The organism is Pseudoalteromonas sp. TAE79 (assembly GCF_000498015.1).
GTDB lineage: Bacteria > Pseudomonadota > Gammaproteobacteria > Enterobacterales > Alteromonadaceae > Pseudoalteromonas.
Genome location: NZ_AUTL01000108.1, coordinates 21,018 through 42,975, shown reverse-complemented (window position 1 = coordinate 42,975; position 21,958 = coordinate 21,018). Strand labels below are relative to the sequence as shown.

19 protein-coding genes and 1 pseudogene are annotated in these 21,958 nt (G+C 40.1%); 9 read left to right on the top strand and 11 right to left on the bottom strand.

What is annotated here, in order from left to right:
- Positions 1–9: 9 nt before the first annotated feature.
- Complete coding sequence (locus L655_RS0106620; protein WP_198925100.1) at positions 10–1,332, bottom strand: IS4 family transposase; 1,323 nt, start codon at positions 1,330–1,332, stop codon at positions 10–12.
- A gap of 164 nt (positions 1,333–1,496) precedes the next feature.
- Positions 1,497–2,534: a polysaccharide deacetylase family protein gene (locus L655_RS0106615; protein ID WP_024604504.1), complete on the bottom strand. Its 1,038-nt coding sequence runs from the start codon at positions 2,532–2,534 to the stop codon at positions 1,497–1,499.
- 42 nt (positions 2,535–2,576) lie between these two features.
- On the opposite strand from L655_RS0106615, the gene L655_RS0106610 reads away from it, so the two are divergent.
- A complete protein-coding gene (locus tag L655_RS0106610; RefSeq protein ID WP_024604503.1) occupies positions 2,577–3,848 on the top strand; it encodes an MATE family efflux transporter in 1,272 nt (423 codons plus the stop codon).
- A gap of 9 nt (positions 3,849–3,857) precedes the next feature.
- On the opposite strand, the gene L655_RS0106605 is transcribed toward L655_RS0106610, so the two are convergent.
- Together L655_RS0106605 and nfuA are read right to left on the bottom strand one after the other, a co-directional pair.
- Positions 3,858–4,127 carry a hypothetical protein gene (locus L655_RS0106605; RefSeq protein WP_002959572.1) on the bottom strand — a complete coding sequence of 90 codons (270 nt, stop codon included), beginning with the start codon at positions 4,125–4,127 and terminating at the stop codon, positions 3,858–3,860.
- Between the two features lie 9 nt (positions 4,128–4,136).
- On the bottom strand, positions 4,137–4,712 hold the full coding sequence (gene nfuA, locus L655_RS0106600; protein ID WP_002959571.1) for a Fe-S biogenesis protein NfuA: 576 nt from the start codon (positions 4,710–4,712) through the stop codon (positions 4,137–4,139).
- Between the two features lie 146 nt (positions 4,713–4,858).
- On the opposite strand from nfuA, the pseudogene L655_RS01000000125235 reads away from it, so the two are divergent.
- Positions 4,859–7,402 (top strand): annotated as a pseudogene (locus L655_RS01000000125235) (M14 family zinc carboxypeptidase).
- A gap of 223 nt (positions 7,403–7,625) precedes the next feature.
- Here L655_RS01000000125235 and L655_RS0106590 read toward each other — a convergent pair.
- Complete coding sequence (locus tag L655_RS0106590; protein WP_024596110.1) at positions 7,626–8,303, bottom strand: ComF family protein; 678 nt, start codon at positions 8,301–8,303, stop codon at positions 7,626–7,628.
- A 74-nt stretch (positions 8,304–8,377) separates the two neighbouring features.
- On the opposite strand from L655_RS0106590, the gene bioH reads away from it, so the two are divergent.
- The 3 genes from bioH (at position 8,378) to L655_RS0106575 (ending at position 10,373) form a co-directional block, all read left to right on the top strand.
- Complete coding sequence (gene bioH, locus L655_RS0106585; protein WP_024604502.1) at positions 8,378–9,115, top strand: pimeloyl-ACP methyl ester esterase BioH; 738 nt, start codon at positions 8,378–8,380, stop codon at positions 9,113–9,115.
- A gap of 90 nt (positions 9,116–9,205) precedes the next feature.
- Positions 9,206–9,514, top strand: coding sequence for a hypothetical protein (locus L655_RS0106580; protein WP_024604501.1), 309 nt, complete (start codon positions 9,206–9,208; stop codon positions 9,512–9,514).
- Positions 9,515–9,518: 4 nt separating this feature from the next.
- Positions 9,519–10,373, top strand: coding sequence for a putative metalloprotease CJM1_0395 family protein (locus L655_RS0106575; RefSeq protein WP_024604500.1), 855 nt, complete (start codon positions 9,519–9,521; stop codon positions 10,371–10,373).
- A gap of 72 nt (positions 10,374–10,445) precedes the next feature.
- On the opposite strand, the gene L655_RS0106570 is transcribed toward L655_RS0106575, so the two are convergent.
- The 4 genes from L655_RS0106570 to greB form a co-directional block, all read right to left on the bottom strand.
- Positions 10,446–12,773, bottom strand: a complete 2,328-nt coding sequence (locus L655_RS0106570; RefSeq protein ID WP_024594285.1) for a Tex family protein — start codon at positions 12,771–12,773, stop codon at positions 10,446–10,448.
- 168 nt (positions 12,774–12,941) lie between these two features.
- Positions 12,942–13,523 (bottom strand): CBS domain-containing protein, encoded by a 582-nt coding sequence (locus L655_RS0106565; RefSeq protein ID WP_024594284.1) that lies wholly within the window; start codon positions 13,521–13,523, stop codon positions 12,942–12,944.
- A gap of 50 nt (positions 13,524–13,573) precedes the next feature.
- A complete protein-coding gene (locus L655_RS0106560) occupies positions 13,574–13,885 on the bottom strand; it encodes a hypothetical protein (protein ID WP_007584977.1) in 312 nt (103 codons plus the stop codon).
- A gap of 116 nt (positions 13,886–14,001) precedes the next feature.
- Positions 14,002–14,481: a transcription elongation factor GreB gene (gene greB, locus L655_RS0106555; RefSeq protein WP_007584978.1), complete on the bottom strand. Its 480-nt coding sequence runs from the start codon at positions 14,479–14,481 to the stop codon at positions 14,002–14,004.
- A 195-nt stretch (positions 14,482–14,676) separates the two neighbouring features.
- On the opposite strand from greB, the gene ompR reads away from it, so the two are divergent.
- Both ompR and envZ read left to right on the top strand, forming a co-directional pair.
- A complete protein-coding gene (ompR, locus tag L655_RS0106550) occupies positions 14,677–15,396 on the top strand; it encodes a two-component system response regulator OmpR (protein WP_024604499.1) in 720 nt (239 codons plus the stop codon).
- Between the two features lie 5 nt (positions 15,397–15,401).
- Positions 15,402–16,715 (top strand): two-component system sensor histidine kinase EnvZ, encoded by a 1,314-nt coding sequence (gene envZ, locus L655_RS0106545; protein WP_024604498.1) that lies wholly within the window; start codon positions 15,402–15,404, stop codon positions 16,713–16,715.
- Positions 16,716–16,737: 22 nt separating this feature from the next.
- Here the strand turns inward: envZ and L655_RS0106540 are convergent, their stop codons facing one another.
- Positions 16,738–18,780, bottom strand: coding sequence for a glycoside hydrolase family 97 protein (locus L655_RS0106540; protein WP_024604497.1), 2,043 nt, complete (start codon positions 18,778–18,780; stop codon positions 16,738–16,740).
- A 158-nt stretch (positions 18,781–18,938) separates the two neighbouring features.
- Here L655_RS0106540 and L655_RS0106535 point away from each other — a divergent pair, with 158 nt between their 5' ends.
- Both L655_RS0106535 and L655_RS0106530 read left to right on the top strand, forming a co-directional pair.
- Positions 18,939–19,562 carry a plastocyanin gene (locus tag L655_RS0106535; protein ID WP_024604496.1) on the top strand — a complete coding sequence of 208 codons (624 nt, stop codon included), beginning with the start codon at positions 18,939–18,941 and terminating at the stop codon, positions 19,560–19,562.
- The gene (locus L655_RS0106530) at positions 19,552–20,784 is read left to right on the top strand and encodes a hypothetical protein (protein ID WP_024604495.1); all 1,233 of its coding nucleotides are present in this window, start codon (positions 19,552–19,554) and stop codon (positions 20,782–20,784) included. Before L655_RS0106535 ends, L655_RS0106530 begins: the two co-directional genes overlap by 11 nt.
- Before the next feature lie 220 nt (positions 20,785–21,004).
- On the opposite strand, the gene speE is transcribed toward L655_RS0106530, so the two are convergent.
- Positions 21,005–21,868 carry a polyamine aminopropyltransferase gene (gene speE / locus L655_RS0106525; protein ID WP_024604494.1) on the bottom strand — a complete coding sequence of 288 codons (864 nt, stop codon included), beginning with the start codon at positions 21,866–21,868 and terminating at the stop codon, positions 21,005–21,007.
- Positions 21,869–21,958 lie beyond the last annotated feature (90 nt).

The window sequence follows — 21,958 nt, the reverse complement described above, 5'->3', positions numbered from 1 at the left end:
TAATGCCAGTCAGTTAAGCTGACTGGCATCTTTCTTTTTATGGGGATACTTAGATGGTTTTGGCTTAACCCATCGGGGATATCTTCTATCTTCTCGTCTAGCTGGAAGCTTAAATAAGACCAGTGTATCGAGTAAGTGCTGCCAGTGTATTGGAATGTTCCCTGGGCTCATTATAGATACTGACGAGAAATACTGAATGACAGCCATCGAACTGCTAGAGAAACTAAGCTGGTTAGGCCATATCCCTGTGACTGTCGCCGCCATCGTCATTATTCTTCGTATTAAATTATAGGCGAGTAACACGGCCCATAGCTCCTGACGCACCATGTCTGGACGCTTACTTCTTAAATGGTATGCGCTATCAAGCATGGTTTGTTTGATTTCTCTAAACCCAAGTTCTATCTCCCAACGATGACAATATAATTCAACAATTTCATTACCTGGATAACGCAATCTATCCGTCATCGAGGTTAATATACGGTAGCTTTTGCCCTTTATTGTTTTGCTGATTAATCTCGCTTTAATCGTTTCAGGAACATCGGGAAAGTTTTTTTGTGCATGCTTTGTTGTTTTCAATTCAATGATATGGTCATTTTTACCCGCGCTGGAGATGATTTCATACTGTAAGTCGGGCCTTGCTGGTATCAACCAGTGCCTCATCTCCCCAGTTTGGTGCCAACGGTTTAACAGGCCTAAAGAATAATATCCTTTATCAAACATAGTCAGTGAATTATCTGGTGTACGTTCAATTAAACGCTCAGCTAATTTCATCTCGTTGGTTTTATAGTTATCAAACTCGCTACTGAGAAGTTGATGGCTGGTCAATTCCATATGACAGACCATGCGTATTTGAGGAAAGGCTGTATCACCGTATTGGTTGCTACCTGAAGAGAAGGCTTTACGATTATCAGGCGTGTCGGCTGTTCGCCACACAACACCGTCAACAGCTAATAGGTTCAAACCATTCCATGTTTCGAATGACTGTTGCTTATACATTGATTGAGCAGATTTATTGAAAACGTGTTTAACGGAATCATCACCTAACCTTTGTCTCGCCTGTACCATCGCACTTGGAGCAACGAGTGGGTTCTTGCCAGGTAACATGATATCTAGCTTATTAGCGATATTCCAAACTGATTCTTTTCGAAACAATGCCATGCCAATAACTGACCACAAAACGGCTTCAAGCGGTAATCTTCGCTTACGAACGGTTGCAATCCCTGCTTGTTGAAAACCTTGTTCAATGATTTCAGGGTCAAGAATTTCTGATAATTTTTCAAAGGTATGGTATCGGCTGCTTTCTTCAAGTGTTGCTTGCAGTGCTTGTTCTATATTCACAAAAAATCCGTAGTTAGTTTCCTAACTACGGATTTTGCATGATCGTTTGGATCGGTCAACCGGTCATTTTCTTAACTGATCGGCATTAAGCTTTAGGCTCCTTTTTTTGTGCTCTAGAGTAGTTAATAAAATAACCCAGCGGTTTTTACATCAGGCAGTTAAGGTTTAGGCGCTTCAATTACCCAAGGCTGCGAAAACCAAAAGTAATCACCAGGGCTTGAAATAGAAGGGGCTGTGCAATTAAAACGAGAACGCCCTTTATTAAGGATCTTTGGTGAGATGATTTCGACAGTATTTTTAGTTATCCATTTTAAATCTGCTTGGCCTACGCTTGATACATAACAGGCAAATTGGCTCTTATGAAAATCACCCATCTTAAATTCTATTGTAAGCGTGGGAGGATTTTGCTGTGTAACGCTATCTTGATAAGTTAAATTGGTAATATTAAACGCGCGTGAGTTAAGCTTAGTAATAAGGGTTTCTAGTTTACTGTAAAAGCCTGATGCAGGAAAACGCGGTAAGCGGCTAAAATTAGAATCTTTATTTACAGCGCCTGAGTGCTGGCCAATACCTACAAAACCAAGCTCTGTCACGAGTGCTTGCAGCTCGTTATTAAACTCACCATACGGGTATGCTAAGTATTTATAATCGTGGCCTATTTCTTCTTTTATGCGCTTTTGAGAGTTAAGAATATCTTGCTTAATACGTGATTGCCATTGTGCATCGGTTTCGTTTTCAAGCTTAAGGTGTAAGTAATCATGTTGCCCGCTATGATTGGCTATTAATGCTCCTTTTTTAGATAACTCTTTAAGCTTATCCCACCCCATTACGTAACTCATGCCTTCGTCTATTAATTTAGGATTTACGAAGATAGTGTACGGGTAGCCAAACTTTTCTAAAATAGGCGCGGCTTGTTCATAGTTATTGTTATAACCATCATCAAAGGTGATGGCGAGTGTTTTATCAGGTAAAGTTTCACCTTGTTGAAGCGCGCTAATCAACTCATTAAGAGGAATAACGTTAAAGTTGTGCTCTTTTAAATAGCTTAAATGCTCCGTAAATGTATTTGCGCTAACGCTCGTTACTGCGGGTAGGGTTTCACTAACATGATGATACTGTAAAATAACGGCTGCTTGAGCCCGTACAGATACACCAATGAGGATAAATAATACTAAATGAAACAATTTCTTATACATAATAAGGCACACCATAAAAGCTTGTTGTTGTTAGCGGGTCCGATGATACTATCAAATATCACAGTGCCGTTGTTAGGAATTGTTGATACCGCTGTAATTGGGCACTTAGGAAGCGCTCATTACTTAGCGGGTATTGCCCTTGGCTCTGCAGTTATATCTATTTTATTTTGGCTTGCTGGCTTTTTAAGAATGAGTACCACGGGGCTCGTGGCACAAGCATACGGAAAAAACGATTTAACCCAACTTGCCGCTTTACTTAAACGCAGCCTATTGCTTGCAAGCGCAGTGGCTGTGCTATTAATTGTGTTATCCCCATTAATAAAGCACGCTATAGCTTACCTCTCCGCAGCCAATGGCGACGTACTTGCCCAAGCTTATCAGTATTTTAGCATTCGTATTTTTAGTGCTCCAGCAGCATTGTGTAATTTAGTGTTACTGGGTTGGATGCTTGGTGTACATTATGGTCGAGGCCCATTTTATTTATTACTCGTCACTAATATCGTTAATATAGTACTCGATATTTATTTTGTTGTTTATTTAGATTGGGCAGTTGCAGGCGCTGCATGGGCGTCACTTATTGCTGACTATACAGCACTAGTATTTGCACTGTTTTTAGTGGCTAAACTAGCTAAAAAACAAGACATTGATCTAAATGTACCGAACTGGTTGAGTATTAGCAAAATGGCTGAATTATTGAGTTTGAATAGAGATATATTTATTCGCTCTTTAATACTGCAATTATGCTTTAGTTTTATGACATTTTACGCGGCGCGTATAGGCGAAACCACATTAGCTGCTAATGCTGTCTTACTTAACTTTTTAATGTTGGTGAGCTTTGCTCTTGATGGCGTTGCTTACGCCTCTGAGGCAAAAGTAGGGCAAGCTAAAGGCCAAGGAAGTGTTAAGAATATAGAGCTGTGGGTTAAAATAAGCGTATTTTGGGGTATGCTTTTTGGTGTGTTATATAGCCTATTTTTTGCATTATTTGGCAACACCATAATCAAGCTTTTAACCAATGTGCCAGAGGTTATTCAAGAGGCAACGCATTATTTACCATGGATAATAGTATTACCAATTTTGGCCATGAGCTGCTTTTTGTTTGATGGTGTTTTTGTAGGGCTTACGCGAGCAAAGAACATGCGTAACAGTATGATACTTTCAGCTGGAGTTGGCTTTTTTGGTGTGTTTTGGGTGTTTATAGACTTGCAAAATAACGGGTTATGGCTGGCTATGAGCTGTTTTATGTTAATGCGCGGGGTTACATTAATAATTAAATATCACCTCTTAAAAATAAATAATCAGCTATTAGATTAAATAAATGGTTTATTTCCAGAGATCGGGGTCGTGGTGTTTAGGGCCCATATCTTTTAGAACTTGTGAAAAACGATTAGCAAAAATACCGCAGTAGCCCCAACCGGCAAAAAATAATGCGGGGAGTAAAATTATAACGCCAATTATTTGTAAGCTGTAGTGGGTGTAATACCCAATAGATATGAATATCACGGCTAGCACAAACAGTGCTAAGCCGCGAAAAAAGCGCTTTAAGCTCAGCTTAGGATTGCTCCCTAAGCGATAGATAAGCTGCTTTAGCATTTACAAGGCCTAATAGTAAGAGTGATCGCCCGCTTCGTGTTCTGTTATATCAGCAACACCGGTGATTTCTTCAAACTTAGCTATCATTTCTTTTTCAATGCCTTCTTTTAGTGTTACATCGATCATAGAACAACCGTTACAACCACCACCAAACTGAAGTATAGCTATACCTGCAGCTGTAATCTCAACAAGGCTTACTTGACCACCGTGGTTAGCAAGTTGTGGATTTACTTCGGTTTCTAGCATGTGCTGTACACGTTCGTTTAACGATGCATCGTCACCTATTTTACGCGCCTTTGCATTTGGTGCTTTTAGCGTTAACTGAGTACCCATTTTGTCGGTAACAAAATCGATTTCAGCTTCTTCTAAAAATGGCGCACTTTCTGCATCTACAACGGCATCAAAACCGTTAAAGTTTAGGCGAATATCGCTCGCTTCTACAGCGTCTTCTGGACAATAAGACACACCACATTCCGCTTGTGATGAACCAGGGTTTACAACAAACACACGAATATTGGTTTGTTGTGATTGATCTGCTAATAGTTTAGCAAAATGCGCTTGCGCTGTTTCGGAAATAGAAATCATAAAACCATCTATACTTGACTAAATTACTCGGATACTGCGTATCATACTCCGCTCATCGTGTTGCGGCTAGTGTTGAGCGTAAAAAGTTGGCATCTATTTTAAGCAATGGTAGCGTGCAAACAACGAACATTTTTTGAGTGATTTATATGCGTTTGGTATTAACATTAATGGTGGTGTTGCTTAGCTTTTCAAGTGTAGCTAAGCCACTTTCGTATTATTTTGAACAAGATGTAAAATTTGACCCTTCAATTCCTACTCCTGAGCAAGTACTCGGTTACGAAGTAGGAGAGTGGCACGTGAGACATGATCAGCTCGTACGTTATATGGAAATACTTGCTGATAAAAGCGACCGTATAAATTTTGAAGTGATTGGCCACACACATGAACAACGCCCCTTGTCATGCTAACAATTACAGCAGCTGATAAGTTATCAAGCATAGAGCAGACACGCCAAGCTCACTTAGCACGCTTAAGTAACGATGGATCAGATGCTAATTCTACAAAACAGCCTGCCGTTGTATGGATGGGATACAGTGTGCATGGTAATGAGTCATCAGGTAGTAACTCATCTTTGCTGGTGGCGTATTACTTAGCTGCTGCACAAGGCGCTGAAATAGATGAGTTATTAAATAACACGGTTATTTTACTCGACCCTTCGCTTAATCCTGACGGACTTGCTCGTTTTGCTAATTGGGCCAACAGTAACCGAGGTATGAACTTATCAAGCGACCCTAAAACTCGTGAACATGTTGAAAACTGGCCAAGCAGTCGTACCAATCATTACTGGTTTGATTTAAATCTTGACTGGTTATTACTACAACATCCTGAATCGCGCGCGCGTATTGCTAAATTTCATCAGTGGAAACCAAATGTCTTAACCGATTTTCATGAAATGGGACCAAACAGCAGTTACTTTTTTCAGCCAGGTATTCCTAGTCGTAAGCATCCTATAACACCGGATGAAAATGTAACGTTAACTAAAGCGATTGCTAACTATCACGCAAAAACGTTAGATGAAAACAACGCACTGTACTTTACTGAAGAAAGCTTTGACGACTTCTATTACGGTAAAGGTTCAACCTATCCCGATGTAAATGGCGGCATAGGCATTTTATTTGAGCAAGCAAGTTCTCGCGGGCATATCCAAGACACCATAAATGGACCTTTGAGCTTTCCTTTCACTATTAAAAATCAACTATTAACGAGTTTATCTACCTTTAAAGCCGCTGTTGATAACCGCCAAGCATTACTTGATTACCAAGCTAAGTTTTATAATCAAGCTACTGATTTAGCCAGTGATGAAAGCTTTGAAGGTTATGTAATTGAGGGCGCGGATGACAACACTCGTATTAAAGATTTTTTAGGGTTGTTAAAACAGCATCAAATAGATGCTTTTTCGCTTACTAAATCACTCAAGGCAAATGGCAATAACTATACAACCAATAGCTACTTTGTGCCCTTAGCCCAGCCACAGTACCGCCTAATAAAAGCTATTTTTAGCGAGCAAAAAAACTTTGCTGATAACACCTTTTATGATGTATCTGGCTGGACTTTAGCGCATGCGTTCAACTTACCTTTTGCAAAAGTAAAAAGCAGTTGGGGTTTAGAGGTTGCAAGTACACCGTGGCAAAAAGCGGTAAAACCTTCTTTTGCTTCACTTGAGCAAGGCTATGCGTTTGGCTTTTCGTGGGATGATTACCTAGCACCTAAAATGCTAAACAGACTGTTAAAGCAAGGTATTAAAGCGCGTGTAGCGCTAAGCCCATTAACAGCCAAATCAAACTCAAGTGAAGTAAGCTTTGATGCTGGTAGTATTATTGTGCCAGCAGGCTTACAAACGAATAATGATTGGGTTGGAATATTAAATAAAGCACAAAACGAGTTTGGAATTGCAATCAAGCCTATTAACTCAGGTCTTACAAGCAAAGGAGCCGATTTAGGGTCTCGTACAATGNGAGCCGAAAGTATTATTGGTAGGTGGTAAAGGCGTAAGCCAGTACGAAGCTGGGGAAGTATGGTATTACCTCGATCGCTTTGTAGGTGTTGCGCCAACAATTGTTGAAATGGAGCGTTTAAACTCTATTGAACTCAGTAATTACAGCCATATAGTACTTGCTCATGGTAACTACAACAGCTTATCTGATACCGACAAAGTGGCTATAAAAAGCTGGGTAAGAAAAGGCGGCGTTATTTGGGGTCACAAAGGCGGCGCTAAATTTTTAGCTGATCAGCAATTACTCAAAGCAAGCTATCTATCAAGACAAGATGTAGCGAGTGCATTTAAAACGACAGGTTTAAGTTATGGCGATAAGGACCATTTAGCAGGACGTCAACGCATTGCAGGAGCTATTTTTAATACTAATGTAGATTTAACTCACCCACTTACATTTTCACTTAAACGCAATACATTGCCCGTATTCAAAAACAGTACTTGGTTGCTAGAAGCTTCCGATGCACCGTTTGTAAATGTACTTACCTATACTAAAAAGCCATTGTTAGCGGGTTTTACCGATGCTGTTAATGTTGAGCAAGTTGCTGGTGGTGCTGGCTTAATTGCGCACTCATATGGACGAGGTACAGTAATAGGCATGACCGACGATCCTGTATTTAGGGGTTACTGGTATGGGACTAGTCGACTACTAAGCAATGCGTTATTTTTTGGTCATACGTTTCGTGCAAATGGCGAATAATACCAATTAGCTTAATTAAGTAATCTATTTTGAGGATGGAAAAACGTGTTGATAGCTAGGCAAAAAATTCGCTAATTAGTTGTTCTCGGCAATTGCTCCTGGATTGCTCTACCTTCTGCATCCATGCAGTCGTAAATGAGAATTTTTTAACACAGGTAGCGACACGTTTAGCCCCGCAAAATGATTAAGTATTATTGCGGATTGGTTTAATACTTTTTAATAATTAAATAGGCGTTAAGCAAGTTGTAAAAGCCCACACTTGTTTAGCGCCTGCTTGTTTTAGTGCACTAGTAGCTGCGTTTAATGTTGCCCCTGTCGTCATCACATCATCAACAATAGCGACTGTTTTACCTGCCATGTCTTGTGTACAAATAAAGGCATTTTTTAAGTTTCTTATACGCTTTGCTTTGGATAGCTCCGACTGAGCTTGTGTTTTTTTATCGCGAATAAGAACATTACTTAGTGGGGCGTAATTAGCTAAACAGGGTTGCCATACTTGGCTTACCTGATTAAATCCGCGAGTAATAAAGCGGCTTTTATGAAGAGGTAAAATAATAAAGGTATCTGGCAAGTTAGGGCTTTGCTCAAAAAACTGCGTTAACTGTTTTTGTATAATTTGCTGCAATGCCTTTTTATAATGAATTTGATTATTAAATTTTAGCCTTTTAAGCCAATGCTCAAAGGGAGGTTGATAAAAAGCGCATGCAAATAATTTATCAAACTCGCAATTAGGAAACATCTCAATAATATCAGGTCGATGCAATAAACTCGTATGCTTACTAAAATCAAACAATGGTAAATCTTCAAGGCAATAATCACATAGCCCTAAAGAGGTCGTAATCGAGTTTTGACACTGCACGCAATAAGAGGGAAATAACCAATTTAAAACGGCTTGTTTCACAGACTCGCTCCTTGCATTGCAATCGCCTTTCTAAACGTTATGATGAGCCTAAGTTTGGTAAAGTTTAGGCAAATATGCAAAATGAGTTAGTGTTATTACATGGTTGGGGAATGAATCAGGGCGTATGGCAGTTAGTACAGCCAGAACTTGAGTTTTTATATTCAGGAAATGTACGTAGCCTTGACCTACCTGGGTTTGGTAATAGCGATGTGTGCCCAAGCCCTTATACTTTGCATGATGCAGCAGAAATTTTAAGTAAGCAATTAAAGCCGAAGAGCATTTTAATGGGATGGTCGTTAGGTGGATTATTTGCACTTTATATTGCTAAGCATTGGCCTGAAAAAGTATCTAAAGTTATTTTAATAGCATCGACTCCTTTTTTTGCTGAGGCAGATAACTGGCCTGGAATAAAAGCGAATGTATTGGCGCAGTTTAAAGAGCAGTTAGTTAATCATCGAGAAAAAATAATAGAGCGCTTTTTAGCTATTCAAGCAATGGGTAGCGAGTCGGCGCGTGATGATATAAAGCAACTTAAACAATTGCTAAATCAGTACAGCGCACCCCAAAGCGATGCCCTGAGTGCTGGTTTAGATATTTTACAAAACGACGATTTACGTGACTTATTTGCTCATTGCCTAGTCCCTATTAGAGGAGTATTCGGCCGCCTTGATGCTTTAGTACCTTATAAAGCTATTAGCAAAATGTCAGCACTAAATACTGAGTTTGAATATGAAGTACTAGATAAAGCGTCCCATGCACCATTTATTTCTCATAAAAGTGAGTTTTTATCTGTCGTTAAATCAATGCTTTAAAATAGAGCTAAGAATAGCGCTGTTTAAAGCTTTATTTTGAGCAGAACCTGAGCGATAATTAAACAATGTTTATTTGGTGGAGGTTTTAATATGCCAATCGGATCAGTATTTAATAGTGGTATAGAAGGGTTTAACCGAGCTAGCCAAGGTATTGAAAAAGCCAGTGCTGAGATTAACCGTGCCAGTATAGAACAACAAGATGACGCGCAATTAGCGCAGCAACGTCAGCTTACGGCAGCACGCCCTGAAGAAGCGATTACTGCACCAGTAGCACAACCAGCTCGTGTTGATGAAGCGCTTGTTAACTTAAAAGTTGAAGAGTTTAATGCCAAGGCAAATACGCAATCAATTCAAACGGCCGATGATTTACTTGGCACGTTAATCGATATTAAAGTTTAGTATTATGAATATTGTCACGCCATTTCCGTCTATTAATATAAACACCGCAAATGTTTATACGGAAACCGCACGGCGTGACAACCAACTACGCGAAGTTATTCCGGCTCCCGCATCTAGTAGCGCAAGCAACACAGAAACCAAAGCGCAAAGTGATGCTGAAAAAGCAAAATTGCCAGGTAGTAGCGATGGTGCGACGTATAGCGCAACGGGAAAAATAGCAGGCGAAAAGTCAGTTCAGCAGCGCGATGGAAACTCAGAAAACCCTGAGGGCACTGAGCAAGAAAGTGAAGCAATTGAGAAAAAAGAATCTGAGCAAGAAGAGCTGCAATTAGAACAAGAACAACAACAAATTACAGAACTAAAAGCACGGGATACTGAAGTACGAATACACGAACAAGCACACGCTTCTGTAGGCGGGCAATATGCTGGCTCGCCAAGTTATGAGTATCAACGTGGCCCAGATGGTACTAACTACGCAGTTGGCGGAGAAGTACAAATAGATGTATCAGAAATTCCGGGTGACCCGCAAGCGACTATAGACAAAATGCAAACGGTACGCGCTGCCGCATTAGCGCCTGCAGAGCCTTCGGGAGCTGATCGCTCTATTGATGCAGATGCTACGCAAAAGCTAGCAGCGGCTCAAGCTGAGCTTGCACAACCTGAAAAAGAAGACGACGAAGGCGCAAAAAGTAAACTTGAAGCGTCATTCTCTAGCGATGAAAGCAGCGATACAAAAACAGCTAAAAGTGACGAGCAAACACGTGATGCCGATGTTGAAGCACGGGCGGGGCGTATTGCTAACTTTTATCAAATGGCTACATCGCCAGCGAGCCAAAGTAGTTTTTCAGCGTTAAGTTAATAATTTAGCAAAACATAACCACAAAAAAACCGCTTACGCGGTTTTTTTCGTTTTAGCTTAGCTGTACAAGTATTATTTTTTCACTTTAGCATTAGCGAACGCATCGGCAAATGCATTACCCATTAACGCATTACCGTTGTCACGTTTAGGCTTTGCAGCGCGAGGTTGCGAATTATTAGCACGTGCTTGTGGTTTTTGCGTAGCTGGCGCTGCTGACTTATTACTTGTGTCAATGTCGTCATCTAAGCGCATAGTAAAGCTTATACGTTTACGTGCAGCGTCTACTTCAACAACTTTAACCTTTACAATATCACCAGCTTTAACAACTTCACGCGGATCTGATATAAATTTATTCGTGATTGCTGAAATATGCACTAGACCATCTTGGTGAACACCTACATCAACAAACGCACCAAAATTAGCAACGTTTGAAACCACGCCTTCTAAAATCATACCTGGTTTTAGGTCACTAATTTTTTCAACACCGGCTTTAAACTCAGCTGTTTTAAATTCAGGGCGAGGATCTCGACCTGGTTTATCAAGCTCAGTAATAATGTCGGTAACGGTTGGTAAGCCAAATTTTTCGTCAGTGTAATCGTTAGCAGCAAGTTTAGTTAAAAAGTCGCTGTTACCAATTAGATTACTGACATCGACGCTATTGCGTTCACAAATACGTTTAACAACAGGATAAGCTTCAGGGTGAACTGATGAGTTATCTAGAGGATCGCTACCATTGTTAATACGTAAAAAACCAGCCGCTTGTTCAAATGCTTTTGGCCCTAAACGCTCAACCTTTTTAAGCTCACTACGTTTAGTAAATGTGCCGTTAGCATCGCGATAATTAACGATATTTTGCGCTAATGTTTTGTTTAAACCAGATACGCGTGTAAGTAGCGGTACCGATGCCATGTTTAAATCTACGCCTACTGAGTTTACACAGTCTTCAACTACTGAAATAAGGCTTTGGCCTAATTGGCTTTGCGATACATCGTGTTGGTATTGGCCAACGCCAATTGATTTTGGCTCAATTTTAACAAGTTCAGCAAGAGGATCTTGAAGGCGGCGCGCAATAGAGACAGCCCCTCGTATAGAAACATCTAAATCTGGGAATTCATTAGCTGCAAATTCAGAAGCTGAGTAAACCGATGCACCCGCTTCGCTAACCATAATTTTACTAAGCTTAAGTTCGCTGTTTGCTTTCATAAGCTCAGCAACCAACTTATCTGATTCGCGTGATGCAGTACCGTTACCAATCGCAATTAGCTCAACTTTATGCTGACGACAAAGTTGCTCTAACGTACGCACTGATTTATCCCAATGATTTTGTGGTGCATGAGGGAAAATAGTTTGTGTAGCTAGTAATTTACCTGTGCTATCAACAACGGCAATCTTACAGCCAGTACGAAGGCCTGGATCAAGACCTAAAGTAGTACGGGGGCCTGCAGGTGCTGCCATTAATAAATCTTTTAAGTTTTTAGCAAATACGTCGATTGCACCAGCTTCTGCTTTTTCGCGCATTGCTGCAAAAAATTCATTCTCTAGGTGTAATCCTAACTTAATTTTCCACGCCCATTGCACAACGTTTAATAACCAAGGACTTGCCGCTTTATATTTAATATCTAAACGGTAATGGTCAGCAATCATGTTGGCACATAGTTGCGCTGAATTTTCAGCGCTAGGCTCTGGATTAACATTTAACTGAAGTACACCTTCATTTCGGGCTCTAAGCATAGCAAGCGCGCGGTGAGAAGGTACTTTTTTGAGAAGTTCTTGATGCTCAAAGTAGTCACGGTATTTTGCACCCGCTTGCTCTTGGCCTTTAATTACAGTGCTTTCAATTGCGCCGTTTTGGCTTATGTGACTTCTAAATTTAGCAAGTAATTTTGCGTCTTCAGCAAAGCGCTCCATCAAGATAAATTTAGCGCCTTCGAGTACAGCTTTTGTATCTGCAAAGCCTTTTTCAGCATTTACAAACTGCTCTGCTTGTTGCTCTGGGTCAAGGTTAGCATCTTTAAATAGTGCATCTGCAAGTGGCTCTAAACCAGCTTCAATTGCTATTTGGCCTTTAGTACGGCGCTTAGCTTTATAAGGTAGGTATAAATCTTCAAGTTCAGTTTTACTTTGTGCATTGGTTATATCGGCACTTAGCTCTGGCGTTAATTTATTTTGCGATTCGATGGTCGATAAAATAAAACTACGGCGCTCTTCTAGTTCACGTAAATACGATAAACGCTGCTCTAAAAGGCGTAATTGGGTGTCGTCTAGGCCGCCGGTAACTTCTTTTCTGTAGCGGGCAATAAAAGGAACAGTTGCGCCTTCATCAAGTAATTTTGTAGCTGCAACAACCTGTTGCTGCTGTGCGTTTAACTCACCGGCTAAACGTGCAGAGATATCGCTCATGCAAAAACCTTTTTATACAATAAAATAAGACCAGAAGCGTGTTACTGGCGCCGTTAATTGCTTGAATAATATCACAGGAGGTAGTAATAAAAAGCTCTTAAAGCAAGCTATTTCACTTGCTTTAAGATGGTTGGGAGGGGAGTAAATCAATTCAACTAAAAGAGCGCCCTAGTGAGGATGCTCAATGTTTTCTAATACTTCACTGAAAGAGTGAGCAATAGGGCTAATATGTAGTGGAATATGTAATGTTTTAGCTATTTGGCGAGCTGAAATTAAACCACAAATTTCGCTACTTGCTGTTGTTACTAATAAAAACATTACACCTTGATGCTCCATTGTTTGCAGCGCATCACCAATACATGCATAGCTTAAACTTTGCATGCTTACACCTGTAAGTCGGCTAATTGGCGTCATAATATCGCGCAAGCTTACTTCACTTCGTGGGGTATTTAAACGCTCTGCAATAATAGTAATTTTAGAGCTTTGTAAATCGGCGCTAGAAACAAGACCAATCAATTTTTGGTTCTCGTCGGTTACTAAAACAAAATCAGATTGTTGTGCACTAACTTGTTTAAGTGCATCTGTAATCGTTGTTGTATGCTCTGCACGAATGGGCGTTTTTTGAGTAAAGTTATTTACCATTTTTAGTGCTGGAGATGATAAATCAATCAATGGTTGGTCATCTGCAAATGTGCTTGCAATAACGCCGTGAGAAACATTTTGAGTACGTAATTCTTTAAAGTTAGACATAGTAGTCACCTTAGTAGTTATAAAATTTAATTAAGTTGTAAAATAATGAATTAAATTAAATAGCTAGGTGGTCCGCGTTGGTACGCAGTGCTAAAAGGTCTGTTTAGGTTGGTGCTCTTATAAAAAGAATCTACGACATTAGGAAGTGGTTGAGGCGACCTAAAGGTAATAGTATTAACGTGAGAGTCTACGTCAAAATCGAGGTTTGCTTGGTCAGGAATGTCACAAGCAATAAAGTGATTAGATAGTTTAGCGTTATCAAGGTTTACTTCAGTGTTACTGGCATGCAGCGTCAAACTTACACTCATTAAAAGTGCAAACAATACGGCATTATTTAATATGCGCTGTACTATGTTTGACATAACCACGACCTTAATTAACTGCTTTCAAATTAAACAAATCAACTTGAATAATTCAGTTATAGCTTATTGGTTTAATTTACACAATCAAAAGTTAACATGATCTGAATCAAAACTTTTTATTTCTTTTTTTGGTAATCGATACTGTTTACATACCACTGTTTTTTACCCTGAGGAGTAGGTACTTCAAAATCGTCATCTACTTGTTTTTTAATCAGCGCCCGCGCCATAGGTGAGTCTATCGATATGTAATCTTTTCGGTCGTAAATTTCATCAGGTCCGACAATTCTGAATTTTTTAGTTTCACCTTCTTCGTTTTCAATTTCGACCCATGCACCAAAAAACACTTTTCCATCTTGAACGGGAGAGTAGTCGATGATTTTTAAATCAGGTATGCGTTTGCGTAAATAGCGTACACGACGGTCAATTTGGCGTAGCAAACGCTTGTTGTACTGATAGTCTGCGTTCTCAGAGCGATCTCCGAGGCTGGCTGCCCAGCTAACTATTTTTGTTACTTCTGGGCGTTTAACGTTCCATAGTTGATCGTGTTCTTGTTGTAATTGCAAGTAACCTTCGCGGGTAACTAAATTTGTTTTCATGGCCAATTCTTTATTAACTCTAATGGTGTGCACGTTATTAAATTTGCCAAAACTTGTCGAGCGTAAAATGTAATAAAGTACGAGTAAGGAAGCTTTGAAATGTTCAGTAACAATCTAAGCAAGTAATTAGTTTTTGATTATTAAGTTTTTCATTTATATTAACTAGTAATTGGATATAAAAATAAGAAAGAGATTATGGGACACGAGACCACAAAAGTATTAGTTGTTGATGACGATATGCGCTTACGCAGTTTGCTTGAACGTTACTTAGTAGAGCAAGGCTTTATTGTTAGAACCGCAGGAAACTCGGAGCAAATGGATAGACTCCTAGAGCGTGAAAACTTTCACTTAATGGTTCTCGATTTAATGCTTCCAGGCGAGGATGGCTTATCTATTTGCCGCCGACTACGCCAAAAAGAAAATGAAATTCCTATTGTTATGCTTACTGCAAAGGGCGACGAAGTAGACCGTATTATTGGTCTTGAACTTGGCGCTGACGATTACATTCCAAAACCATTTAATCCACGTGAGCTACTTGCTCGCATAAAAGCAATTTTACGCCGCCGCGCAAAAGAAGTGCCAGGTGCTCCTGCTGCTGAAGAAAACTTAATCGCTTTTGGTAAATTTACGCTTAATTTAGCAACGCGCGAAATGAGTGAAGGGGATAAAACAATATCGCTTACCAGTGGTGAGTTTGCAGTGCTCAAAGCGCTTGTTTCGCATCCGCGTGAGCCACTTAGCCGCGATAAGCTAATGAACTTAGCGCGTGGGCGTGATTACAGTGCGCTTGAGCGAAGTATTGATGTGCAAGTGTCGCGACTTCGCCGCATGATTGAAGTAGATGCTGCTAATCCGCGATATATTCAAACCGTTTGGGGTTTGGGGTATGTGTTTGTTCCCGACGGTGGAAAGTAATATTTATGGGCATGTTTCCGCGCAGTGCTTTTGGGCAAACTGTTTTTTTAGTGGCGGCTTTGTTGCTAATAAATCAAATAGTGTCTTATGTTACGGTTAGTTTTTATGTTGTAAAACCAACTATTGAGCAAGTTAACTTGATGCTTGCTAAGCAAATTAAAACGGTATTTATTGACTGGGAAGATGGCGTTGAAATAAACGACGAAGTATCTGCGAAGTTTTTTGAAATTACCGGCATTGAAGTGATGACTCAGCGCGAAGCGATGCGTCAAGGGCTTGGGCAAAGCCGCGAATATTCTATGCTATCGCGTAGCATGACTGAGCAACTTGGTGGTTATTCTCGTGTACGTATTAGCCAAACTGATCCATTGATTTATTGGGTTGAAGCACCGCAAGCGCCAGGTTATTGGGTAAAAGTACCGCTTAAAGGCTTTAAAGAGAATAACTTAGAGTTTTTAACTTTTTACTTATCAAGTATTGGCTTTTTAAGTGTGCTGGGTGGGTGGTTGTTTGCAAGGCACCTTAATAGGCCATTAAAAGCACTGCAACAAGCTGCAGTAAAAGTAGGTAAAGGCGATTTTTCTACCAAATTAGAAGAAGAAGGCTCAACAGAAGTAATAGAAGTAACGCGCGCGTTTAATCAAATGTCGCGCGGAATTGCCGCACTTGAAAACGACCGCCGTTTACTAATGGCTGGTGTATCGCATGATTTACGTACGCCGCTTACGCGTATCCGTTTAGCCACCGAAATGATGGTTGATGAAGACGACTATCTTCGTGAAGGTATTATTTACGATATAGAAGATATGAACGGGATTATCGATCAGTTTATTGAGTATTTACGCCACCATAAACGTGAAGAGCTAAGTTGCGAAGATATAAATGCTTTAGTTGCCGAGGTTGTAAATTCTGAGCTTCAGCATCAACGTACTATTACGTTTAAAAGTAATCCAAATATAGGCAATATACCCTTAAGCTCTGTGGCTATTAAACGTGTAATTACCAACATGATTGGTAATGCGCTGCGTTATTCTGAGGGCGATATTGAAGTACTTAGTTACTTTAATTCAAACAAAAAATATGTAGTTATCGCTGTAAACGATAGTGGTCCTGGGATCCCTGAAAACGAATTAGAGTCTGTGTTTGAGCCCTTTAAGCAAGGCGATGCTGCACGTGGCAGTGAAGGTAGTGGCTTAGGCCTTGCCATTATTAAACGCATTGTTGATATACACGACGGTAAAGTAAAACTAGAAAACCGCCCAGAAGGCGGTTTAAGTGCACAAGTATATTTGCCAATAAAGGTATCAACCCCTGCATAGTAAATGCAGGGGGCCCATCATATTAAAGTGCTTTAAAACGAATAGCTGTACCGCCACTAGTGGCTAATTTAAGCGTTAGTTTATCGCTTGCAGTTACAACACGTTTTTCGATAGTTAGATCGTACGGATTGTTTTTCCACTCTGCGCTTTTACCATCTTTATAAATTTGTGCTTCAAACTTTTTGCCTTGCTCTAAAAAGTCGAGTTTTACCTCAACAGTTCTGGCTTTTTCGTCAGTAACAGCACCTAAGTACCAATCATTTCCTGAGTATTTAGTGCTTTTACGTTCTTTACGGGCAAATACAATAAAGTCGCCTACTTCACCATCAATAGCAATACTTTGCTGCCAATCTGTTGGTACGTCTTGAATGAATTGAAACGCATCGGGCTTAGCCAAATAGTTTTTAGGTAAGTCGGCAGCCATTTGAATTGGGCTATACAAAACAACATAAAGTGCAAGTTGTTTGGCAAGTGTAGTTTGTGGGCGGTTTGTATCGCCTCCTAAACCATTAAAGCTCATATCAAAAATACCTGGCGTAAAGTCCATAGGGCCAGAGAGCATGCGGGTAAAGGCAAGCATTGGTACGTGTTCTGGTGGGTTAGGTGGTGAACCCCATGCATTGTATTCTTGTCCGCGTGCGCCTTCGCGCGCAATCCAGTTTGGATAAGTACGGCGCAGGCCTGTATCTTTAATTGGCTCGTGCGTATTGATGCTAATTTTATGTTTAGCTGCAAGTTTTACGTTATAAAGGTATTCGTTAACCATAAACTGGCCGTCATGCCATTCATGGCGAGCAATACCGTTTTTGTCTATACGTTTTATATTTCCGCCATCGGCTACATAACCTGTTTTTACTTGGCTTACGTTTGATTTTTCGTAAAGTGTAAAGGCATCTTCCATTTGGTCACGGTAGTTGCTTACATTGCCTGATGTTTCATGGTGGCCAATGAGCTGTACGCCTTTTTCTTTGCCGTATTGAGCAAGCGCTGCTATATCAAAGTCGTCGTACGGTTTGGTAAAGTTAAATACATCGCCATTAAAATACCAATCGCCATCCCAACCAATATTCCAGCCTTCAACGAGTACGCCATCAAAACCATACTGCGCTGCAAAATCCATATAGTATTTTGTGGTTTGCGTAGTGGCGCCGTGTTTTTTACCGCTACCCCAAGTTTGCGTGTTTATATGCATACCCCACCAAATACCGACGTATTTGCCAGGTTTAACCCACGACACGTCACCGAGTTTATTAGGCTCGTTTAAATTTAGTATTATATCTGAATTAACTAGGCCAACAGCGCTGTCGGCTATTTGAATGGTGCGCCATGGTGTTTTAAAAGCGCCTTGCTTTTTAACGGCAATACCATCTGACCAAGGGGTTAAGTCGGCTGTAAATGTGCCTGGACGGCGCTGATTAAGCACCATACCCGCGTAATCAACAAGCGCAGCTTCATGAATACTAATATGAGTACCGTCACTTGTTTTAAACGTAAATGGTGTGTGAGCTAGTGGAGCTTCGTTAAGTGGAGTAGTGTTGTAAACATATTCGTAGCGGTTCCAGCCACGAGCAGGTATCCACCATGCTGTTGCATCATGGCTATTGTTTATTGCAAATTCAGTTAACTCTTTGGTTATTTCTGTATGTTCGAAGCCGGCTTGTTGTGGTACTTCGTATCTAAAACCTACACCACTATCAAATGCTTTAAATCGAATAGTGTAGGTACCTTTATTTGGCTCGTTTTTTGTAAAGGTAACGGCCACTTCGTTATATTCGTCAACAACGTTTTGGCGTTCGCCCCAAGGTTGTTGCCACTGCGAGTTAACGCTTTGTTGTTCAATGCTTTTAATTTTAAAGCCATCGCTAAAAGCTGCTTGTGTTTTAAATTCAAACCCCAGTAAAGATTTGTTTATAACCGCTTTGTTTTTAAATTTTATTGCGTAGCTTGGCGTGTTGTTTTCGTCAGAGATGCTTACTGTTATTTGTGTGTCTGGCGATTTTAGCTCTACGGTTTGTCCGTAGCTATTACTAGCAAAGGCTAAAAGCACAAGTGCTGGTATTCTCATGGTGTGTCCTTAGATGAGTCGGTGGTGACATTTAAGGATAATGACTGTTGATGATTAATACGACTGCCTACATACGTATTCAATGTTTTAAAAAATAGAAAGAATTTAGTGGTTTAATCGGTCTATAATGTAAACAAATTGATAATAGCGACAAGAAAATGATAAAAAGCTTACTTTGTGTATTTTTACTAAGTGTTAGTACTGGAGTTTTTGCAGCAAATATAACAATTAAAAATGCTAATAATGGCCCATTATCTAATGCTGTTGTGTGGCTAACTGCAGGAGATTCCTCTAGCGTTATTCCTCCAGAAGCACCTTATGCGATGACCCAGCAAAATCGAGAATTTAAGCCGCGTATTTTAGTTGTCCCACAAAATGCAAAGGTAGAGTTTCCGAATGCGGACTCAATCATGCATCATGTTTATTCATTTTCTAAAGCCAAAACGTTCGAATTAAAGCTATATAAGGAGCACCCAAAAGCGCCCATTACTTTTGATCAAACGGGTGTTGTTGAGCTTGGCTGTAATATTCATGATTGGATGTTAGGTTATATTGTGGTGGTAGATAGTACTATTTTTGCAATCACTGATGAAAATGGCCATGTTGATTTAAATGCCAATGCAGGCGAATACACGTTAAGTGTTTGGCATTCTGGATTTAGTGATATTAGTAAGGTTGAATCTCAAACTATTACTGTGGCTACTAACCCGATCACTTATAAAGTAAAGCAGGAAATTGCGGAGCAAATTGACTTTGCTACGGATGAATTTGATGACTATTAATCGTTTAACGAGGCTGATATTTTTAGCCGGTGCTTTATGTTTTAGTAATGCATTGTATGCACAAGTAAAAGGCTTGATACAAATTAGAGCCGTGCAGGGTGACGATACACGTAGCTTCCAAGAGGGCGGCCTTGGGCTATATCGGCACGATACTAAAAGCGACGAACTTATTTTATCCCAAGGTATTTTAGATTTTAATGTTGATTTAGCATCTAGTTGGTCGGCTCATGGGGTGTTAAATGCGAATCAAGATCCTGACGTTGGCCTTGGTTTTACGCAAGCTTATGTAAAGTATCAGCCGCTATCTAACAGCAACTATAAATGGCATGTGCGTGTAGGGGGCTTTTATCCACTTATGTCGCTTGAAAACCCTGATATAGGATGGACTTCTCCTTATAACTATACAAACTCAGCTATTAATAGCTGGATAGGCGAGGAAGTACGCACTGTTGGCGCAGAGGTAACTATTAAGCGCCCAGCAAAACGTTTTAACAGCGCTCATAGCTTTAGTTTTGTAGGTGCTACATTTAAAGGCAATGACCCTGCCGGTACTTTACTTGCTTGGCGTGGTTTTGCATTACACGATAGGCAAACTACATTTAACGAAAGTGTTAAATTTGCGCCTGTAGCGGCATTAAATACGTATGAATTACGCTGGCAAGCTAATCAGGTTTTACCGTTTGAAGAAGTAGACGGACGTTTTGGCTATTACGCTGGCGTACACTGGGATTACTTAAAAAAATCACAATTTCGAATTTATTATTACAACAATAACGGTGACCCAACCACACTTAATATTAGTACAGGGCAGTATGCTTGGGATACTCGCTTTACAAGCGCCGCTTGGCTTTATAAGTTTAATAATAAAACCCGCTTTATAGCACAGGTACTTAATGGTAAAACCGAAATGGGCGCTAATGCTTTAATTGATAATGCCTTTTACAGCCATTATTTAATGTTAAGCCATAAAGAAGGCAAGCATCGAGTTTCTGTACGCTTCGATTACTTTAAAGTGACAGATAACGACACCACTGCGTTTGATCCTAATGCAAGCAATGGGGAAGGTTTAACCGCAACATGGCGCTACCAGCTCACTAATAAACTACAAATAGGGGTTGAAGGTTCTGCACTTAAAAGTGCTGCTAAAAATAGAGAGCCAATTGGATTTAATGAACGAATCTCGCAGCAGCAAATAATGCTAAATGCGCAATGGCGTTTTTAAAAGTATAAAAAAGGGAGCATTTAAAGCTCCCTTTTTAGTTTAATAAAATTGGTATAGATTATACCAACCTGCATAAATCTTTGATCAATTTAACGAATTAAATTGCACTATAACGTCGTTAAAAATTTTTTATTTAGAACAACTAGATACAAAAATTTTTGCCTAGTTCTAGCGTAATTTTCTTAACGTTAAATAGACCCCATATATAAGCAGATTGGTATTATTTTTTATCGAATGCGCGTTTCATGTAGTTAGGTGTAGCGAGTGCGCCATGATGAATACCGCTATTGTAGTATTCACTGTGCTCGGCTATTTGTGCCGCGCCATCTTCTCTAAAGCCGTCAAATGCTTGTGATTTACGTGCAAGTGTTACTGACCATAAACCGCTTGGGTAAATTGGTTGCGGGAATGGCAGTGTTTGTAAATCGTTAAAGCCTACGCTTAGCATTGCTTCGCGCATTTCAACTAATAATGGCATATGCATAAGAGGTGATTCGCTTTGTTGTACTAAAACACCACCTGGGCGCAGTGCATCTAAACAGCTTGTGTAAAACGCATGATTAAATAAACCTTCACCTGGACCCACCGGATCGGTGCCATCAACAATAACCACGTCGATAGATTCGCCAGCGGCTTCGCGCATGTATTTAATACCGTCGTCAAACATAACCGTTGCACGGGCGTCGTTGTTAGATTCACAAAGCTCTGGGAAGTATTTTAACGACATTTGCGTTACTACTTCGTCTATATCTATTTGCGTTACAGTTTCTACGCCTGGGTGTTTTAATACTTCGCGTAAAGTACCGCAGTCGCCGCCGCCAATGATAACGACGTTTTTAGGGTTTGGGTGCGCTAAAAGTGCAGGGTGGCTGATCATCTCATGGTAAAAGAAGTTTTCGCGGGTTGTTACCATAGTACACCCGTCGATGATCATTAAATTACCAAAGTCTGTGGTTTCAAACATTTCTACCTTTTGAAAAGGAGACTGTTTTTCATCTAACTTTTTATTAATACGTAATGAAAATGCGCTGCCATCGCGGTCGCTAATTTCAGTAAACCACTTACTTTGATCTAAATTTGCCATAGTTACTATTACACTTTTTTAGGTTGAGTATGAAAAAGGGGCAATTCTGCCAGTGCTTGGCGTTTTGCTCAATGACATTTTAACTGATTT

Excerpts from the sequence above, each read along its gene's own strand:
- L655_RS0106615 (WP_024604504.1), bottom strand. The coding sequence starts at position 2,534 with ATGTATAAGAAATTGTTTCATTTAGTATTATTTATCCTCATTGGTGTA.
- L655_RS0106610 (WP_024604503.1), top strand. The coding sequence starts at position 2,577 with ATGATACTATCAAATATCACAGTGCCGTTGTTAGGAATTGTTGATACC.
- L655_RS0106605 (WP_002959572.1), bottom strand. The coding sequence starts at position 4,127 with ATGCTAAAGCAGCTTATCTATCGCTTAGGGAGCAATCCTAAGCTGAGC.
- nfuA (WP_002959571.1), bottom strand. The coding sequence starts at position 4,712 with ATGATTTCTATTTCCGAAACAGCGCAAGCGCATTTTGCTAAACTATTA.
- bioH (WP_024604502.1), top strand. The coding sequence starts at position 8,378 with ATGCAAAATGAGTTAGTGTTATTACATGGTTGGGGAATGAATCAGGGC.
- L655_RS0106580 (WP_024604501.1), top strand. The coding sequence starts at position 9,206 with ATGCCAATCGGATCAGTATTTAATAGTGGTATAGAAGGGTTTAACCGA.
- L655_RS0106575 (WP_024604500.1), top strand. The coding sequence starts at position 9,519 with ATGAATATTGTCACGCCATTTCCGTCTATTAATATAAACACCGCAAAT.
- L655_RS0106570 (WP_024594285.1), bottom strand. The coding sequence starts at position 12,773 with ATGAGCGATATCTCTGCACGTTTAGCCGGTGAGTTAAACGCACAGCAG.
- L655_RS0106565 (WP_024594284.1), bottom strand. The coding sequence starts at position 13,523 with ATGTCTAACTTTAAAGAATTACGTACTCAAAATGTTTCTCACGGCGTT.
- L655_RS0106560 (WP_007584977.1), bottom strand. The coding sequence starts at position 13,885 with ATGTCAAACATAGTACAGCGCATATTAAATAATGCCGTATTGTTTGCA.
- greB (WP_007584978.1), bottom strand. The coding sequence starts at position 14,481 with ATGAAAACAAATTTAGTTACCCGCGAAGGTTACTTGCAATTACAACAA.
- ompR (WP_024604499.1), top strand. The coding sequence starts at position 14,677 with ATGGGACACGAGACCACAAAAGTATTAGTTGTTGATGACGATATGCGC.
- envZ (WP_024604498.1), top strand. The coding sequence starts at position 15,402 with ATGGGCATGTTTCCGCGCAGTGCTTTTGGGCAAACTGTTTTTTTAGTG.
- L655_RS0106540 (WP_024604497.1), bottom strand. The coding sequence starts at position 18,780 with ATGAGAATACCAGCACTTGTGCTTTTAGCCTTTGCTAGTAATAGCTAC.
- L655_RS0106535 (WP_024604496.1), top strand. The coding sequence starts at position 18,939 with ATGATAAAAAGCTTACTTTGTGTATTTTTACTAAGTGTTAGTACTGGA.
- L655_RS0106530 (WP_024604495.1), top strand. The coding sequence starts at position 19,552 with ATGACTATTAATCGTTTAACGAGGCTGATATTTTTAGCCGGTGCTTTA.
- speE (WP_024604494.1), bottom strand. The coding sequence starts at position 21,868 with ATGGCAAATTTAGATCAAAGTAAGTGGTTTACTGAAATTAGCGACCGC.